Source organism: Dactylosporangium thailandense, from assembly GCF_059739745.1.
In genome coordinates, this window is sequence record NZ_AP029195.1 from 10,955,951 (window position 1) to 10,973,813 (window position 17,863).

16 protein-coding genes are annotated in these 17,863 nt (G+C 72.0%); 8 read left to right on the top strand and 8 right to left on the bottom strand.

The genetic code is table 11. The features are described from left to right. Positions 1-340: 340 nt before the first annotated feature. From AC6JBM_RS49080 to AC6JBM_RS49090, 3 genes are all read right to left on the bottom strand, one after another. Complete coding sequence (locus AC6JBM_RS49080; protein WP_497980430.1) at positions 341-859, bottom strand: hypothetical protein; 519 nt, start codon at positions 857-859, stop codon at positions 341-343. 442 nt (positions 860-1,301) lie between these two features. Then, complete coding sequence (gene ctaD / locus AC6JBM_RS49085) at positions 1,302-3,035, bottom strand: aa3-type cytochrome oxidase subunit I (RefSeq protein WP_433610474.1); 1,734 nt, start codon at positions 3,033-3,035, stop codon at positions 1,302-1,304. Between the two features lie 118 nt (positions 3,036-3,153). Beyond that, positions 3,154-3,453 carry a hypothetical protein gene (locus AC6JBM_RS49090; RefSeq protein ID WP_497980431.1) on the bottom strand — a complete coding sequence of 100 codons (300 nt, stop codon included), beginning with the start codon at positions 3,451-3,453 and terminating at the stop codon, positions 3,154-3,156. 252 nt (positions 3,454-3,705) lie between these two features. Here AC6JBM_RS49090 and AC6JBM_RS49095 point away from each other — a divergent pair, with 252 nt between their 5' ends. The 4 genes from AC6JBM_RS49095 to AC6JBM_RS49110 are packed head-to-tail and all read left to right on the top strand — an operon-like array spanning position 3,706 to position 6,978. Continuing rightward, positions 3,706-4,704 carry a LacI family DNA-binding transcriptional regulator gene (locus AC6JBM_RS49095; RefSeq protein ID WP_350616064.1) on the top strand — a complete coding sequence of 333 codons (999 nt, stop codon included), beginning with the start codon at positions 3,706-3,708 and terminating at the stop codon, positions 4,702-4,704. A gap of 49 nt (positions 4,705-4,753) precedes the next feature. After that, positions 4,754-5,383: a transcriptional regulator gene (locus AC6JBM_RS49100; protein WP_497980432.1), complete on the top strand. Its 630-nt coding sequence runs from the start codon at positions 4,754-4,756 to the stop codon at positions 5,381-5,383. Beyond that, a complete protein-coding gene (locus tag AC6JBM_RS49105) occupies positions 5,380-6,237 on the top strand; it encodes an NADP-dependent oxidoreductase (protein ID WP_497980433.1) in 858 nt (285 codons plus the stop codon). The genes AC6JBM_RS49100 and AC6JBM_RS49105 overlap by 4 nt, the downstream gene beginning before the upstream one ends. A 33-nt stretch (positions 6,238-6,270) precedes the next feature. Continuing rightward, positions 6,271-6,978 carry a carbohydrate-binding protein gene (locus tag AC6JBM_RS49110; protein WP_497980434.1) on the top strand — a complete coding sequence of 236 codons (708 nt, stop codon included), beginning with the start codon at positions 6,271-6,273 and terminating at the stop codon, positions 6,976-6,978. 1,025 nt (positions 6,979-8,003) lie between these two features. Here AC6JBM_RS49110 and AC6JBM_RS49115 read toward each other — a convergent pair. The 5 genes from AC6JBM_RS49115 to AC6JBM_RS49135 all read right to left on the bottom strand — a co-directional run bounded on the left by AC6JBM_RS49115 (position 8,004) and on the right by AC6JBM_RS49135 (position 14,767). After that, on the bottom strand, positions 8,004-8,210 hold the full coding sequence (locus AC6JBM_RS49115) for an RNA-binding S4 domain-containing protein (protein ID WP_350615968.1): 207 nt from the start codon (positions 8,208-8,210) through the stop codon (positions 8,004-8,006). Positions 8,211-9,579: 1,369 nt separating this feature from the next. Then, complete coding sequence (locus AC6JBM_RS49120; RefSeq protein ID WP_497980435.1) at positions 9,580-10,038, bottom strand: STAS domain-containing protein; 459 nt, start codon at positions 10,036-10,038, stop codon at positions 9,580-9,582. Positions 10,039-10,170: 132 nt separating this feature from the next. Next, positions 10,171-10,743: a nicotinamidase gene (locus tag AC6JBM_RS49125; protein WP_497980436.1), complete on the bottom strand. Its 573-nt coding sequence runs from the start codon at positions 10,741-10,743 to the stop codon at positions 10,171-10,173. After that, complete coding sequence (locus AC6JBM_RS49130; protein WP_497980437.1) at positions 10,740-12,038, bottom strand: nicotinate phosphoribosyltransferase; 1,299 nt, start codon at positions 12,036-12,038, stop codon at positions 10,740-10,742. Before AC6JBM_RS49130 ends, AC6JBM_RS49125 begins: the two co-directional genes overlap by 4 nt. 104 nt (positions 12,039-12,142) lie before the next feature. Next, positions 12,143-14,767, bottom strand: coding sequence for a LuxR C-terminal-related transcriptional regulator (locus tag AC6JBM_RS49135; protein ID WP_497980438.1), 2,625 nt, complete (start codon positions 14,765-14,767; stop codon positions 12,143-12,145). A gap of 297 nt (positions 14,768-15,064) precedes the next feature. On the opposite strand from AC6JBM_RS49135, the gene AC6JBM_RS49140 reads away from it, so the two are divergent. From AC6JBM_RS49140 to AC6JBM_RS49155, 4 genes are read left to right on the top strand one after another with little or no spacing between them, the layout of a single operon-like run. Further along, positions 15,065-16,501 (top strand): GTPase domain-containing protein, encoded by a 1,437-nt coding sequence (locus tag AC6JBM_RS49140; protein WP_497980439.1) that lies wholly within the window; start codon positions 15,065-15,067, stop codon positions 16,499-16,501. 15 nt (positions 16,502-16,516) lie between these two features. Continuing rightward, positions 16,517-16,813 carry an ATP-dependent Clp protease adapter ClpS gene (clpS, locus tag AC6JBM_RS49145; RefSeq protein ID WP_433610455.1) on the top strand — a complete coding sequence of 99 codons (297 nt, stop codon included), beginning with the start codon at positions 16,517-16,519 and terminating at the stop codon, positions 16,811-16,813. Beyond that, positions 16,789-17,310, top strand: coding sequence for a DUF2017 domain-containing protein (locus AC6JBM_RS49150; RefSeq protein WP_350616066.1), 522 nt, complete (start codon positions 16,789-16,791; stop codon positions 17,308-17,310). The genes clpS and AC6JBM_RS49150 overlap by 25 nt, the downstream gene beginning before the upstream one ends. A gap of 49 nt (positions 17,311-17,359) precedes the next feature. Next, positions 17,360-17,851, top strand: a complete 492-nt coding sequence (locus AC6JBM_RS49155) for a M67 family metallopeptidase (protein WP_350615979.1) — start codon at positions 17,360-17,362, stop codon at positions 17,849-17,851. The last annotated feature ends 12 nt before the right edge of the window (positions 17,852-17,863 follow it).

Sequence of the window (17,863 nt, forward strand, 5' to 3'; positions counted from 1 at the left end):
AGCGAGGGGTGGCCGGAGGCGGAGACGTCTGCGCGGGGTGGTCGAGCGTCGCGGTGGGGGAGCGAGGGTGGCGGAAGAGGTGGAGGAGAGAAGCGGCGACCAGTGGGCCGAGGCTGAGCCTGGACATGGAACAGCCCCCGAGGTTCCCGCGCTCTGCGCGTGGGCCGGTCGGACTACACCGGAAAGCCTCGGGGGCTGGGTGGCTGTCTCGTATTCGCCTGCCGCCATCCGGGCGGACACACGAAGTGCGAGTCCAGAGGACGGCGACTAGCGGACAGTCACCTCACGAGTCCCATTGCTACACAACTTTGGACCACCTCCTTTCCCGTGTACGCCCAACCTAGCCAGCCCCATGGATCACCTGCAACGGTTTTTCGGGAGCATCTTGGTTAGCGGCCTCCACGCTGCCCAGGCGCTTGATCAAACGGCGCACCACGAGCAGGGGGATGATGCCGAAGACGCCGAACGAGATGTCGATGACCGACCACCAGATCGGGATGCCGCGCACGGGGCCGGCGAACAGGGCCAGCGGCACGATGCCGACGCAGGCGATCATGCCCCAGTCGATGATCCAGATGTTGCGCACCGGGCCTCGGAAGGGGCCCCAGAAGGCTACGGCGATGACGAGGTGGGCGAAGGCCAGCCAGTCCGTGCCGTACATGATGAAGGGGTAGCGGTCGTTGGTCTCCGTGATGCCGCGGTCGACCCGGGCGATCCAGTCCACCAGGGCCTGCGGGGCGGGGGAGCCGTCCAGCAGATTGTGCAGCCAGCGGACCTCGTGCTCCAGGGGGAACGCGGTCACGCCGCTGGCGACCAGGCCGACGATGAAGATGATCAGCCAGACCCGGATTTTCGTCATGCCCGCAGCGTAGGGGCGGGCATGACGGTCTGGCGGGGGCCGTCACGAGATCTGCACAACATCCGTCCGGGGAGCCGGCGCCGGTGGGCGGGGGCGAGGTCCGGGGAGCCGGCGCCAGTGGGAGGCGCGGCAGGTCGGGGGCGAGGTCCGGGGAACTGGCGCCAGTAGGAGGCGTGGCGGGGCGGGCGAGGTCCGGGGAGCCGGCGCCAATGGGAGGCGTGGCGGGGGCTGGGATGAGATCGGGGAAGCCGACGCCAGTAGGAAGCGCTACCAGCCGCGGAGGGTGAGGCCACGGGAGTAACGGTCCGTACCCCGGCGGACATCGCGGTAGCTCTCTGCTTCTGGATGCTCTTGAAACCGCCCTCAGCGCGCCGCTGCCGCCCGGAAACGCCGCGACGCCCCCGGCAACAGTGCCGAGGGCGTCGCGGAAGGCGCAGACGGGTCAGGAGTCCTGGTAGCTGGCGCCGCCGTCGGCCTCGTGGCTGAGGGGGCGGGCGCCGCCGGGCGGCGGGGCCTCCAGGGAGTGGCCGGGCGCGTGGGCCGGGAAGCGGGCGTCGAACGCCGGCCGCTCCGAGCGGATGCGCGGCATGCTGTCGAAGTTGCGCAGCGGCGGCGGGCAGGACGTCGCCCACTCCAGGGACATGCCGTGGCCCCACGGGTCGTTGACCTCGACGACGCGGCCGGTCTTGTACGACTTCCACACGTTCCAGATGAACGGCAGCGTCGACAGGCCGGTGATGAACGAGCCGATCGTGGAGATCGTGTTCAGCGTCGTGAAGCCGTCCGTGGCCAGGTAGTCGGCGTAGCGGCGGGGCATGCCCTGCGTGCCGAGCCAGTGCTGGACCAGGAACGTGGTGTGGAAGCCGATCGTGGTCAGCCAGAAGTGGATCTTGCCCAGGCGGTCGTCCAGCATGCGGCCGGTCATCTTCGGGAACCAGAAGTAGATGCCGGAGTACACCGCGAAGACGATCGTGCCGAAGAGCACGTAGTGGAAGTGGGCGACCACGAAGTAGGTGTCCGACACGTGGAAGTCGATCGGCGGGCTGGCCAGCAGCACGCCCGACAGGCCACCGAAGAGGAAGGTCACCAGGAAGCCGATCGCGAAGAGCATCGGCGTCTCGAAGGTGATCTGGCCTCGCCACATGGTGCCGATCCAGTTGAAGAACTTCATGCCGGTCGGCACGGCGATGACGAAGCTCAGGAACGAGAAGAACGGCATCAGGACCTGGCCCGTGGCGAACATGTGGTGCGCCCACACGCTCATCGACAGGGCGCCGATCGCGATCGTCGCGCCGACGAGGCCCTTGTAGCCGAAGACCGGCTTGCGGCTGAAGACCGGGATGACCTCGGTGATGATGCCGAAGAACGGCAGCGCCACGATGTAGACCTCGGGGTGGCCGAAGAACCAGAAGAGGTGCTGCCAGAGCATCGCACCGCCGGTCTCGGCGTCGTAGACGTGCGCGCCCAGGCGGCGGTCGGCCTCCAGGGCCAGCAGCGCGGCGGCCAGGATCGGGAAGACCATGATCACCAGGACGCTCGTCACCAGGATGTTCCAGGTGAACATCGGCATCCGGAACATCGTCATGCCGGGCGCGCGCAGGGTCAGCACCGTGGTGATCATGTTGACCGCGCCGAGGATCGTGCCGAGGCCGGAGAGCACCAGGCCGACGATCCACAGGTCGGCGCCGACGCCGGGGGAGTTGATGATGCTGTTCAGTGGCGCGTAGGCGAACCAGCCGAAGTCCGCCGCGCCGCCCGGCGTGATGAACCCGATCAGCGTGATCGAGCCACCGAACGCGTAGAGCCAGTAGGCGAACGCGTTGAGCCGGGGGAAGGAGACGTCGGGCGCGCCGATCTGCAGCGGCGTGATGTAGTTCGCGAACGCGAAGACGATCGGCGTCGCGAAGAACAGCAGCATGATCGTGCCGTGCATGGTGAACAGCTGGTTGTACTGCTCAGGCGAGAGGAACTGCAGACCCGGGCGGGCGAGCTCGGCGCGCATCAGCAGCGCCATGAAGCCGCCGATCATGAAGAACACGAACGACGTGATGAGGTACATCAGGCCGATCTGCTTCGCGTCCGTGGTGCGCAGCAGCCGAGCGAACGCCGAGCCCTTGACCGGCTTGTGCACCGGCCATGGCCTGGTGACGATCGGCTTAGGTGCGACGGTGGTCACGAAAGGCCTCCTGAGGCTGTTGAACCAGCTGGCAAGCCAGCTCCGCGAGGTGTCGAGCGATCAACACGTCACCCCGCAGGCAGGATAGTCCTCCCACCCGACGCGGAATCGCTGGGGTTCAGCTACCGCCCTTGGCCCCGAAGTCGAAGCTGATGGCGCCCGCCGCGATCGCGGCCAGTACCAACAAGATGATCCCCCAGAAGATCAGCCGATCGGCGGGAGTCGGGCTTTTCACCGCACCGAAGAGTCGGCTGGTGATGGGCGCGGCCGGCGCCTCTAGCACGGCGGTGTCGGCGTTGTCCGGCACGGCCGCCACCGGGCGGCGCTCGCCGAGGGCCTGCAGGACGATCAGGACGGCGCCGGCGAGGACCAAGAGGACGCCCAGCACCGCGACGATCACGGCGATCCAGTCACGCATGATTGCCTCCTTCGCTCCAGCAGGCTAGAGAACCCGGCGGGTGCGAGTCGAGACCCGGCTCACGCTCCGGCGCTGAAATTTACAGTCAGAACCCCGGTAGCGAAACCTTGCGGCAATCTCGTGTTGACACCGCAGAAACGGTGTACGACGCTCCGATATGGAAGCGCTCCCAAAATCGACGACTTGCTATCTAAGGAGGTCGCGATGTCGATTACCGCCGCTCCAGAAGCGCTCGATCCCACGCACGACCCCATGCGTGACAGCTCCGAACACCCCACCCTTGCCCATGTAGCCGCCCTTGCCGGAGTCTCTTCCGCCACCGCCTCACGCGTGCTCAACGGTTCCGCCCGCGTCTCGCCGGCCGCCCGCCAGCAGGTCCGCGACGCCGTTGACCGCCTCGGCTATGTCCGCCAGCGTGCCGCCCGCGCTGTCGACCGCCGCCCCCGTTCCGTCGCCGCCGTGGTGTGCGAGCCGAACGCACGCCTCTTCGCCGACCCGTTCTACTCCCGTGTGCTGGCCGGAGCCAGTGCCGCGTTCGCCGAGCGCGACATGCCCATGCTCCTCGCCGCGGGCGAGCGCCCCGCCTCGCTGCAGCGCTACCTCAGCAGCGGGCACATCGACGGCGTACTGCTGATCTACTGCCGCAGCAGCCACCCCCTCGTCGTCACGCTCCCCGCCCTCGGGGTGCCGGTCACCCTGATCGGCCGCCCGCTGCAGGGCAGTGCCCTGTCGTACGTCGACGCGGACAACCGCGGCGGCGCCCGGCAGGCGGTGGAGTACCTGGCCCGCACCGGCCGCCGGCGCATCGTCACGATCGCCGGGCCGCCGGACGTCTCGGCCGGGGTGGACCGCCTCGCCGGGTTCCGCGAGGGGCTCGAACGGGCGGGGCTGGACCCGGGCCCGATCGCGTACGGCGACTTCACGCGCCCCGCCGGGGTGCACGCGATGACCCGCCTGCTCGATCACCGGCCCAACCTCGACGCGGTCTTCTGCGCGTCGGACCTGATGGCGGTCGGGGCGCTGCACGCGCTGCGGCAGTCGGGCCGGCGGGTGCCGGAGGACGTGGCCCTGGTCGGCTTCGACGACCTGCCCTTGGCCGCGTTCACCCAGCCGCCGCTGACCACGATCAAGCAGCCGGTCGAGGAGATCGGGGCGGCCGCCGCCCGGCAGCTGCTCGCGCAGATGTCGAACGAGCCGTGGGACGAGCCGCCGGTGCTGCCCACGACCCTCGTGCGGCGCCAGAGCGCCTGATCGTCGTGGCACTGCATCCAAGCGCCGCTATCCGGCCGAATGACTGGGTATGCGGCTCTTGGACCTGTTGGACGCGGCCCGGGACCTGGACAGCGGCGCCGTCGCCGGCATCGTCGTCACGCTGACGGCGCGGCACGGCGTCGCCGCGACCTGGACCGGGGCCTGCGTTCCGGCCCTGCGGCGGATGGCCGCGGGAGCCGGCCCGGCCGACATCGCCGTCGAGCACGCCCTCACCGAGGGCATCGCCCGCGGCCTCGACCTGGCCAGCGTTCCGCGGCACGCCGACATCCGCAGCAACCACGTGCTGCTCGCCTGCGCACCGGGCGAGCAGCACGAGCTGCCCCTCAAGGCGCTCGCGGCCGCGCTGTTCGAACGGCGCGTCGGCACGTTCTCGCTGGGGGCCGGGCTGCCGTGGCCCGCCCTGCACGCCGCGACGGGGCGGACCGCCCCGAGCACCGCGGTGATCTGGGCCCAGACCGCGGAGACGGCCGACGCCGCCGGACTGTTCGCGGTCGCCGCGGATTTCGCCGGTACCGCCTTCGCCGCCGCCGGCCCCGGATGGCTCGCGGCCGGGGTGGCGCCACGCCTCACCCGGGCAGGACTTGCCCATCTCACCTCCCTCGACCTGGCCATATCCGCCTGCGCGCGGGTCCCGGAGCCGCTAGACATGGAGGCGTGAAGGCGATCACGCTGACCGCAGACCACAGGCTGGCCCTGCGGGACCTGCCCGACCCGCGCCCGGCTCCCGACCAGGTCCTGCTGGCGATCCGCGCCGCGGGCGTCGACGACGATCTCCCCGAGGCCGCCGGCGTGCCGGACTCCGGGGCCGACGGCGTGCCGGGCTCCGAAGCCGGCGGCGTGCCGGGCCACGAGATCGCCGGCGTCGTCGTCGCCCGGGGCCCCGAGGTCACCGACTTCGTGGTCGGCGACGAGGTCTACGCGTGGGCCGACGGCGCCTACGCCGAGCGGGTCGCGGTCCCGTCGCTGCTCGCCGCCCACAAGCCGGCCGGTCTCACGTTTGTCGAAGCCGCAGCGGTACCGAGGGCGGCCGTCACGGCCCTGCAGGCCCTCCGCGCCGCCGGGACCGGAGAAGGCGACGTGGTGCTCGTGCACGACGCGGCCGGCGGGGTCGGGCACTTCGCGGTGCAGATCGCGCGGGCGCTGGGGGCCGAGCGGGTCATGGGCACCGGGGACGGCGACTTCCTGAAGGAGCTCGGCGCCGAGCCGGTCGACGGGTCCCCGGCGGACGTCGCGGTCGACTTCTCCGGAGGCGAGACCACGGCAGCGGTACTGAGGGAGGTCCGCGATCCCGCCCGCGCCGTGTCCACGGTGAATCCCGCGATCGCCGCGGCGGGCGGCCGGTACGTGGTCCCCAGCCCCTCGGCCGCGGACCTCCGCTGGCTGGCCGAACTCGCCGACCGCGGGCGGCTGCGGGTCGCCCTGCACCGGGAGCTGCCCCTGGCCGAGGCTGCGGATGCGCATCGGCTCCTGAGCGCCGGAGGCGTGCGCGGGAAGCTTGTGCTCACGCCGTAGGGATTTCGGCCTGGTGGCGGTACCTTCTCGGACATGATCGACGCTCCCGCCGACTACCTGGGCCGGCGGCGTGTTTCGCATCGACCGGCACCCTTGGTGCTCATCGCGGTACTGATCGTGGCCGTGGTCGCCGGGCTGGCCCTCGTCGTCGCGCTCCCGGACAGGGCCCCGCGCGACCTGCCCTCGCAAGCCGAGGACCCGGTGATTCCGGTCCTGTCGCTGGAGCCGCCGCCCTCGCCATCCGCGGCGCCGCCGTCCGCGTCGCCCTCGGTGTCCGCGTCGCCGTCCCGCTCGCGCACGTCGCCGTCGGTCAAGCGGTCACCGTCGCCGTCGCGGCCCCCGGCCCTGGTCTTCGAGGCGGAGGCGGGCGCCCGCTCGGGCCAGATGACGGTCCGCTCCGTGCCGGGCGCCTCGGGCGGCCGGGTCGTCACCGGCATCGGCGACGGCCGGGCGCTGGTGTTCCCGACGGTGACGGTGCCGGCGAAGGGCGAGTACCGGCTCACGATCGCGTACGCGTCCGACTCGTCCCGCCGCTGCTACCTAGGCCTGGGCCGCCGCTGGACGCAGCTGACGTTTCCCGCGAGCGGCGGCGCGAACAAGGTGGCGACGATCTTCATGACCGTCCGGTTCGACCAGGGCCGCAACACAGTCGAGGCCGGGAACACCCCCGGCAGGTGGTGCCCCGACCTCGACCGCATCACCGTCACCCCTGCTGACCACCCCAGCTCGGTGACGTCGTGAGCAACGTTTTTGGCGTGACCGTGCGCCGGTGGACCATCCAGGGAGGCTTCCGGTTTTTCCGGCGCCGGTCACATGAGTAACTATGCGGGGCCGACCTGAGGACCGGCCCAAACGGCGCTGTGAAGTTCCTGAGTACCCCGGTGATCAGCGACTTTGCCCTCCACGCCGACGGCCGCCGCACCCGCGCCGTTGCGGCGGTGTGCGCCGTGGGAGCCCGGCGGGGCCGGGTACGTGGCCACGACCGTGGGCGTCGCGGCGCCGATCTCGATGACGAGGCTTCGGCGGGCTCGTCACCGGCGGCCCGACAGCCGCCGCGAACGCCTCCCGAGCCGGGGCGCGCGGATGTGTGGAGCACTCGCGGACGTTCTGGGGCGAGGCGCATTTGGGGCGCGGGCACGTTCGGGGCGTGGGGCGCATTTGGGGCGCGCGGGGCGCGGGCACGTTTCGGGGCGCTGGGCGTGCGGAGCATTTGGGACGCGGGGTGGAGGGCACGTTCGGGGCGCGGGCGGACGTGCGGATGGGGCGTCAGGCGGCGCGAGCCCTCGGGGCCTGCGGGGCTGCCGGGACGCGGGCTGGCCGTGGGCACGAGCTCGGGTGTGCACGGCGGGCGCGGGTGGCGGCGCGGGGCGGTGGGCGCGGGCTGGCCGTGCGCGCGAGCTCGGGTGTGCACGGCGGGCGCGGGTGGCGGCGCGGGGCGGTGGGCGCGGGCTGGCCGTGGGCGCGAGCTCGGTGCGCACGGGGGGCGCGGGTGGCGGAGGTGCGGGGCTGCTGGGACGCGGGCTGGCCGTGGGCGCGAGCTCGGGTGCGCACGGCGGGCGCGGGTGGCGGCGCGGGGCGGGTCCGAGCTCGGGGGGGCGCGGGTGGCGGAGGTGCGGGGCTGCTGGGACGCGGGCTGGCCGTGCGCACGAGCTGGGGTGCGCACGGCGGGCGCGGGTAGCGGAGCCCGTGGGGCGGTGTGGCGCGGGCGCGGGGCGGTCAGCCAGGCGCGGTGAGGCGGCCCCGACGGCGGATGCGGCGGGTTGGGGTCAGGCGACGCGGAGGGTTTCGCCGAGGACGCGTACGACGTCGCCCTTGTGCAGCTGCCGGCCGCGGCGGGTGTCCACTTCGCCGTTGACGCTGACCTCGCCGTCGAGGATCAGCTCCTTGCTTTCGCCGCCGGACTCCATGATGTCGGCGAGCTTCAGGAACTGACCCAGGCGGATCATGTCGCCGCGAATCTCGATGTCTCTCACATCGCGCAGCGTATCCGCCGCTCCGCCGGCGCCCGAGATGGTCGGCCTCCCTGGCCGCGACAGGCGACACGCGCGGTTTCGGCGTGTTGCGCGCGGCGTGCGGTTCGATTGCGCGCCCACGCTCAGCGAGTCCCCCGGGGCGTGCCCGCGGTGAGTCGTGCGCGTGGCGTGCAGTTTGATTGCGCGCCACGCCCCTCGCGTCTCGGCGGGCGCGCCGGCGGCGGGTCGTGCGCGCGGCGCGCATGGCGGGCGGTTCGATTGCGCGATCCGTGCCGCACGCGTCGCGTCGTTCTTGTCGCGCGTGTCGTGCGGCGCGCGGTTCGAGGCACGCGGCCCGCGCGGATCGCGTTGCTCGTGGCCCGCGCGGCCCGTGTTGCGCGCGGCCCGTGTTGCGCGCGGCCCGTGTTGCGCGTGGCCCGCGTTGCGCGTGGCGTGCAGTCCGGATGAGCGGGGCGCGCAGTTTGCTCCGAGTCCGGCGTGGGGGTTCGTGTCGGGCGGGCTGGCGGTGAGTCGTGCGCGTGGCGTGCAGGCGGATCTGACGGCGCCGTGCAGCCTGCGGAGTGGCCCGATTGCGGTGAAGAAGCGTATGGCGGTGCGGTGGAGCGGCGAGTCGAGGCTGAGCGGTGCCGAGTTGACCGAACGAGGGCCTCTGCGTGTGGCTGGGAGGGTGCGGTTGTGTCCGGGCAGTGAGGGCCTTCGCCGTGCGGCTGGGAGCGGCCGGCTGCGTGGGGGCGGTTGCGTGGGGGCGGTGGGGCCTTTGCGGTGCGGATGCGCGGGGGCGGTGGGGCCTTTGCGTGCCGCTGGGAGGGTGCGGGTGGTTGGGCCTTTGCGGTGCGGCTGGGAGGGTGGCGGATGCGCGGGGGCGGTGGGGCCTTTGCGTGCCGCTGGGAGGGTGTGGGTGGTTGGGCCTTCGCGGTGCGGCTGGGAGGGTGCGGGCGGTCGGGCCTTCACGGTGCGGCTGGGAGCGGCCGGCTGCGGGGGGAGTGACAGGGCCTTTGCGGTGCGGCCGAGACGGGGCGAGTTGCGTGAACGAGGACCCGGCGCCAGCAAGAAGCCTCACCACCCGCGGGCGGTGAGGCCACGGGAGTTACGGTCCGCACCACGGCGGACATCGCGGTAGCTCACCGTATCTGCCCTCGGAAGCCCCGCCCGCCGCGCATGACAGTTTTATGAAAAATCGAGCGTGATCACCCGCGAGGGTGAATCGGGGAGGAAAAGTCACCCTACGTAGAAGCGCCGACACGACCTGTTGCCGAGCGTGACCCCAAATCGACGAGAGCGCCGCGCCCGGGGTGAGTGGGCACGGCGCTCCGCATGCGTCGTTTAGAGGGGTCGGCCTAGGCCGGGGAGAGACTGCGTTCCGTAACGGTCAGGCCAGCTGGGTTACCCCGCCACGCGGGGCGGGCAGGCGGCCGGACACGGTGCCGGGCGGGATCGGTACGCCGAGGATGTCGCTCACGCCCACCACCGCGAACAGGCGCGCGATGAACGGGTTCGGTCGGCGAATGTCGAGCTTGACGCCCATGCTGTGACAGATGCGCTTGGCAACGACGAGGGTGCCGATGCCGGTGGAGTCGAGGAAGGTGACCCCCGCGAGATCGATGACAAGGAGGTCGATGCTTCCGTCGAGCACTGAGCTCACCGCTGTGCGGAGCTCCTGAGCGGTCTCATAGTCGATTTCGCCACTCAGGGTCAGCACTGACTCTCGCTGATCTGAGGGACGAGTCTCGATCGACAACTTCACGTGACCCTCCTGGTGCTGAGCCGTCCACCATGGACGACCCTTTGAGGTCCCGCAAGCGTAGCGAAGTCCAGCCGTTTTCGCCACGCTCCGTGTAGGGGCTCCTTACGTAGTGACGTGAGAAGTCCTCACATCGGTGCTGCGGGATCCGCTTGCCCGGATGACGGTACACGTCGGTTGTTACACGGCAAGTCCAGCCATGTGCCATCCGCCGGTCGGTCAGCTCCCGGCCACGACCGGTTCACCGACCAGGTTCACTCCGGCCGCACGCAGCTCTACCAGGGCAGACTCCGTGGTCGTGGGGGCTACCCCGGCCGTGAGGTTCAGGAGCACCGTCGTAACAAAACCCTCACGCACCGCATCGAGAGCCGTCGCGCGGACGCAGTGGTCGGTGGCGATGCCCACCACGTCGACCTCGGTCACGGCGCGCTCGCGCAGCCAGTCGGCCAGGCCGCGGCCGGCCGCCGAGCCCTCGAAACCCGAGTACGCGGCCGCGTACGAGCCCTTCTCGAAGACCGCCTCGATCTTGGCGGTGTCGAGGGAGGGGTGGAAGTCGACGCCGCCGGTGCCGACGACGCAGTGCACCGGCCAGGTGCTCACGAAGTCCGGGTGTTCGGCGAAGTGCGCGCCGGGGTCGATGTGGTGGTCCTGGGTGGCCACCACGTGGTCCCACGGGCCGTCGGCGAGCGCCGCCGAGATCTCCGCGGCCACCCCGGCGCCGCCGGTCACGGCGAGGGAGCCGCCCTCGCAGAAGTCGTTCTGCACGTCCACCACGATCAACGCCCGCGTCATGCGGTGCCTCCTGAGATTCCGCCGGACATGATGACCGGGACCGCGGGGTCGCCGGCCGAGAGCTTGAGCCCTTCCCACGGGATCGAGATGAGGCACTGGCGCAGGTGCTCGCGCGAGGCGGCCAGGGTCGGCAGGTCCGCGACCGGATCGCCGGCGCGCAGCAGGGGCCGCTGGAGCAGGCGGTCGTGCGGCTGTGGCTCCGGCTCGCCGAGCGAGACGACGACCTCCTCGGTCGCCGTTCCCGTCGGTTTGTGCCGCCGTACCGCCGTCTTGCGCCCGCCCACCGTGCCCTTGTTCTCGGAGCGCTTGACGACCGGGCGCCCCTCGACCTCGACGAGCTTGTAGACCAGCCCGGCGGTCGGCGCGCCCGAGCCGACGACGACGGCGGTGCCCGCGCCGTACACGTCGACGGGCTCGGCGGCCAGGGCCGCGATCGCATACTCGTCCAGATCGCCCGACACGACGATCTGCGTGTCCGTGGCGCCCAGCGAGTCGAGCAGGGCCCGCGACTCGGACGCGAGCACGGACAGGTCGCCGGAGTCGATGCGCACGGCGCGCAGCTCGGGGCCGGCGACGGCGATCGCGTTGCGGATGCCCTGCGCGATGTCGTACGTGTCCACGAGCAGCGTCGTCTGCTTGCCCAGCGCCGCGACCTGGGACGCGAACGCGGCCTGCTCGGAGTCGTGCAGCAGCGTGAACGCGTGCGCGGCCGTGCCCGTCGTCGGGATGCCGTAGCGCCGCCCCGCCTCGAGGTTGGACGTGAACGCGAAGCCCGCCAGGTACGCCGCCCGGGCCGCCGCGACCGCCGCCTCCTCCTGCGTGCGCCGCGAGCCCATCTCGATCACGGCCCGCCCGCGCGCGGCGGTGACCATCCGCGCCGCGGCGGCCGCGATCGCGCTGTCGTGGTTGAGCACCGACAGGATCAGCGTCTCCAGCACCACGCACTCGGCGAACGTGCCGCTCACGGTCAGGATGGGGGAGCCGGGGAAGAACAGTTCGCCCTCGGCGTAGCCGTCGACGTCTCCGCTGAATCGGTACTTCGACAGCCAGCCGGCCGTCGTCTCGTCCACGATGCCCCGGCTCTCGAGGAACTCGATCTCCTCGTCCCCGAAGCGGAAGTCGGCGATCAGGTCGAGCAGGCGGCCGGTGCCCGCGACCACGCCGTACCGGCGCCCGGTCGGCAGCCGGCGTGCGAACACCTCGAACACGCAGCGCCGGTCGGCGGTGCCGTCCCGCAGCGCGGCGGACAGCATCGTCAGTTCGTAGTGGTCGGTCAGGAACGCGCTACTCGTCACGTGAACAACATATTCCAAGGGTGATAGGACGGCGATCACTCCTTGACCTGGCAACCGGGAGCGCCCGGGTCATCCGCCGGGCGCTCCGGTGCGAAAGGGAGCCGCTAGTCCTCCGGCGGCAGCGAGCGCAGCGCCGCCGCCAGCTCCGCCCGCCCGGTCACGCCGAGCTTCGCGTACACGCGCATGAGGTGGTTGTCGACGGTACGGGAGGAAAGGTAAAGCTGATCCGCGATCTCCTTCGACGGCACGCCGGCCGCGGCCAGGCGCGCGATCTGGCGCTCCCGCCCCGTCAGCATCGGTTGCGGCACGACCAGGGCCGGCGTCACCGCCTGCGGGCACTCGACGCGCAGCTCGGCGAGGCGTTGCGCGGCGCGGGGCGTCTGCGGTGAGCGGATGCCGCGCAGCAGCGTGACGGCCCCCGCGGCGGCCTCGGCGGCGAAGAGGTACAGCTCCATCTCCGCGAGCTCCTCCGCCACCGCGAGCAGCGCGCCGCCGTCCTCCTCGGCCATCGCGCGCACGTGCCAGGCCATGGCGGGCGCGAGGCGGCCCTCCACCGTCTGCGCCAGGGCGCCGATGCGCTCGTTGACCTCCTGCGCGAAGCCGAGGCGGCCCAGGTCGTACAGCGCGAACATCTCGTGCGCGGCGAACCCGTCGCTGCGGTTGCGCGCGGCGAGCAGCCGCAGCACCTCGGCGGCCGTGCTCACGTCGCCCGCGGCCACGGCGACCCAGGCGCGGGCCTCCTCGAGCCACGGGTACAGGACCTCCATCGAGCGGTAGTGCGCCTCCTCGGCCAGCGCGAACGCCGCGGCGGCCCCGGACGCGTCGCCCTGCAGGGCGGCCACGTGCGCGCGCTCGGCGTGGGCGAGGGCCACGAAGATCCGGCCGGTGGCGAGCATGGCGCTGGCCTGGCTCGCGGCGCGCCCGGCCTCCTGGAGGTGCCCGCGCAGGCGGGCCGCCTGGGAGCGGACGATCTGCAGGTAGCCGGAGCCGAGCAGGAAGTTGCCGGCGTCGGCCATGCCCGCGAACTCGGTGGCCACGATCGCGTCGACGGCCGCCAGGTCCGCGGCGAGGATCATCGCCGTGCCGCGGGCGAGCTCGATGCCGAGCTGGATGTACGGCACCTCGGCCCGCCGCTGGGCGGCGTCCGCGTCGAGCAGCGCCATGGCCTTGACGGTCTGCACCGGGGTGCCGCGCATGGCCTGCAGGTGGCCCATGTTGCTGCGGGCGAGCGCGCGCGGCCCGGGCGCGGAGGCGGGGCCGTCGAGCACGGTGCGGGCCAGGGTGAGCGCCTGGCCGTAGTCGCCCCGGTGCAGCCGCATCGTCGACTCGACCGACAGCGCGAGGGAGCGTTCACGCAGGTCGGTGAGCTTGTGGGCCTGGCGGTCCATCTCGTCGGCGGTGGAGGAGTCGCCCTGGCCCCACTGGGAGGTGATGTTCCGGATCGCCAGCCACCGGCTGCGCTGGGCCTCGCCGGTGATCTGGTTCTCGTTCTGGTCGAGGATCTGGGCGCCCTCGTCCGGGCAGTTGGCGAACATCAGGATCGTGGCCAGGGTCTCCGCGGCGTCGAAGCCGCCGCCCGCGGCCACGGCCGCCTTGCCCAGGCGCATCGCGAGCGCCATGTCGTACGTCGCGAACGCCAGCCGGCACGCGTTGAGCAGCAGCACCGGGTCCCGCGCGGTGTCGGAGTCGAGCCGCCAGACGGCCACGCGCAGCAGGTCGTCGCGGCGGCGGGCCCCGGAGTTCTCGACCAGGGTGGCGAGGTCGGCGAGCAGGCGCCGGAACCGGGTCACCGGGCAGCGGCGGCGGACGACCTCGCCGTACAGCGGATGGGCGAGCCGGACCGTCGTGCGCCGATCCTCCACGACCACCCGGACCAGCTGCCGCTCCTCGGCGGTCTCCACGGTGGCCAGGTCGGTCGCCTCGACCAGCAGCGGCAGGCCGATGGGCTCGCCGAACGCGACCAGCTCCAGCACCGCCCGCTCCTGCGGGGTCAGCTTGCCGATGCGGGCGTCGACGACCTCGGTGAGCGTCGGGGCCAGGTCGACCTTGCCGGTCCAGCGCTGCATGCCGTAGCTCTCGATGATCTCGCCGGCCGCGTGCGCGGCGATCACGAGCTCCCGCAGCAGCAGGGCGTTGCCCTGGGACAGCTGCTGCAGCCGGTCCACCGAGGCGGAGTCGACCGGGCCGCCGAGCACCTGCTGCAGCAGGTCGGAGGTCTCCTGCAGGGTGAGCGGGCCGAGCTCGATCCGCTCGACGAGATCGTCCTTCCACAGCGCGCTGATCGGGTCGTGCACCGACTCGCCCGTGCGCACCGTGCCGATCACGGTGGCGTTCTCGGAGCGGGCGACGTAGTACACGAGCGCGGCGGAGAGGGGGTCGAGCAGGTGGGCGTCGTCGATCGCGACGACGATCGGGCGGCCTGCGGCCTGGCGGTGCAGCGCGTCGACCGCCCAGCGCAGCAGACCCGCGGGCGAGCCGCCCGCGGGCTGGTCGGGCGGGAGCACCTGGGCCAGCCCGCCGAGCGGGAGACCGGCCGTCGCCGCGTTGGCGGTGGCCGTCCAGACGGCGATTCTGTCCTGGTCAAGTGCGTTCACGCCCTCGCGCAGCAATCGGCTCTTGCCGATGCCGGGCGGGCCGCCGAGAATCAGGCCACGACCGGTCGAACCGGTGGCCGCCTCAGCGACACGAATGAGTTCCGCGTTTCTGCCGACAAAGCTCCAGGGAGGCACCGTCGCAGCATATCGATACGTTGATTACTGCGCGTACCTGCGGAAGCACGAACTTGAGTACCCCGTTCGGCTCCAGTGAGTAGCACGAACCCTGCTGCTGTAAGTGTCCGTTCACGTAGCGTTCCGATGCCCCGCCCGCCAAGCGCCGTTCGTTTCGCGTGTCAGGGTGGGCCTTCCCGGGCGTGCACAAGGAGGTCGCACATGGGCTTCGGGGTCATGCAGGCGCCGCTGATCGATCTTACCGTCGTGTCAGCGCCGGCCTTCGGCGTCCCGACGAGCGGGAGATCGGTGTCCGCCATGCCGGCCGGAAACATCCGAGGCAGCCGGAACCATCGGCAACCGAGCACCCCGTCACGGTCGTCCCGGCGGTCCTGCGCGGTCGTCGCCGGCACCGCCCGGTCCGGCAAGACGGCGCTGGTCGACGCGCTGATCCGGCGCACCGCGGAGCCGATCGAGGCCGGCGACGCCTGGGTGGTCTTCCGCCACGGCGAGCGCCCGGAGGCGTGGGCCTTCGTGCCCGGGCACCGCGAGGCGCGCCCGTTCCCGGACCACAGCACGATCAAGGGGCCGGCACGCCCGGCCCGGCGGATCGAGATCACCCACCCGTCACCCCTGCTCAAGCGGCTCGCGTTGATCGACACGCCCGGCCGCGGGGACCTGGACCCGGCCACCTGCGAGATCTCCCTCGACGCCGCCGCCGACGGGCTCGGCCTGGTCTTCGTGGTCGACGCCGCGGCCCCGCTCGGGCGTGCCGAGCTCGACCTGCTCGCCGCCGCCGCCGACCGGCTGGAGCGCATCGCGTTCGTCCTCACCCACATCGACCAGCACGACGAGTGGCCCGAGATGCTCGCCGCCAACCGGGCACTGCTCGCCGCGCGCGGCCCCCGGCTCGCCACCGCCCCGTGGTTCCCGGTCTCGCTCGAGCCGGCGTCGATCTTCGGCGTCGCCGAGCTGCGCCACCAGCTCGAGGCCTGGAGCGACGAGCGGGCCGACGCCGGCGTGCCCAAGAAGGTCACCGCCACCACGGTCTCGGCCACCGGCGACGCGTGGCAGGAGCACCTGGAGCGGGAGATCCGCGCCCGCCGCCTGGCCGCCGTCGAGCGGGTCTCGATCGACCTGGCCACCATCCACGTGCGCTGTGTCCAGGAGCTCGGATCCGGCAAGGGCTGCCCCGAGCTGCCCCGGGTGCTCGACCGGCAGCTGCACGCGCTCTCGGTGCGCAGCTCGCGCCAGCTGCGCACCGACACCCGCGAGGTGATCGACGCGGTCTTCGGCGCGCTGCTGGACACCCCGCCGGACGAGCTCGTCCTGACCCGGATCGCCACCGCCGCCCGCCGGGCCGTGGACGGCGCCCGCGACGACGGCCGTGAGCGCGACCGGGCGCTGCTGGTCACCACCACCTCCGGCGTCGCCTCGCTCACCGGCGCGGGCGCGCTGGACGGCCTCTGCGCGACCGGCCTGGCCGGCGGCGCGGATCCGGACCCGGCGCAGGTGCTCTCGCCGCTGGGCATCGGACTGAACGCCGGGTCGTTTGCGATGTGGCAACCCCGGCACGCGCCGGGCGGCCCGCCGAAGCTGCCGGACAAGAAGGACTGCCGCCGCTGGCTCCAGCACGCGCTGCGCGAGATCGAGGTCGAACTCGGCCACGAGCTCAGCGAGCGCTACGCCGAGCTGCGCCAGGCGCTGTCGATCATTGCGGGGGACGCGGTCGACCATGGCGTGCTGCTCGCTTGATGGCACCATGTTGGTATGGCGGCGCCGCAGGTCCTACCGATCGAAGAGACCCACGTCGAGGTTGATGAGGTGCCCCAGACCGACCGTCCGTGGGTGACTGTCGTCTGGAACGATCCCGTCAACCTCATGAGTTACGTGACCTGGGTCCTGCAGAAGCTGTTCGGGTACAGCAAGGAGAAGGCCGAACGCCTCATGCTCGACGTGCATCACAAGGGCAAGGCGATCGTCGTCAGCGGGGCGCGCGAGAAGATGGAGTACGACGCCTCCCGGCTGCAGGCCCACGGGCTCTGGGCGACGGTGGAGCAGTCGTGACCATGTTCGTGCGCGCCGGCACGGTGTGCGTCGCCCGGTTCGGCCCGGGCGAGGCCGCGGTGCTCAACGAGGTCATGCTCGAGGTCATCACCCTGCTCTCCGAGGGCTTCGACCGCACCGATCCGGTCATCGGGCGCCTGTTCCCCGATGTGTACCGCGATGACCCCGCCCTCTCCGCGGAGCTGCGCCGATACACCGAGGACGACCTGCGCTCGGCCAAGCTGGAGCAGGCCGCGCTCCTGCTGGACGCGCTGCCGGTCGAGGGCGGCGAGGTGGCCCTCGACGAGGAGCAGGCCGAGGCCTGGCTGCGGGCGCTCACCGACGTCCGGCTCACCCTGGGCCTGCGCCTGGGCATCGCCGACGACGACGTGGACATCGAGTCCGAGCTCGACGAGGCGATCCTCAAGGACCCCACGTCGGCCCGGGTCGCGCAGCTCTCGGTGTACCAATACCTGACCTATCTGCAGGAATCGCTCGTCGGTGCGCTCATGGGCTGAGATGCCCGTCACGGGCGAGTGCCGCCCGGGTTTCGGTAGGCTGTCTCCCGTGCTGACCATCGACGCCGCGATCCTCGACGCGATCGTCGCGCACGCCCGCCGGGACCACCCTGACGAGGCGTGCGGGATCGTCGCGGGTCCGGCCGGCTCGGACCGGCCGGAGCGACACGTGCCGATGGAGAACGCGGCCCGGTCCATGACGTTCTACGAGTTCGACTCCAAGGAACAGCTGAAGCTGTGGCGGGAGATGGACGACGCCGACGAGGAGCCGGTCGTGGTCTACCACTCGCACACGGCCACCGAGGCCTATCCGTCCCGCACGGACGTCTCCTTCGCCGGCGAGCCCGGCGCGCACTACCTGCTCGTCTCCACCCGCGACCCGGAGCTGACCGAGGTCCGCTCGTTCCGCATCGTGGACGGGGCCGTCACCGAGGAGCCGGTTCAGGTAGTTAATGCAGTCGTGGATCCGAACGCCGTCCAGAAGTACCTCTTCGGGCAGAGCCCGGCGACCGTCGACTACGAGTGTCGGACCGGCAACTGACCTGCCGCCCGT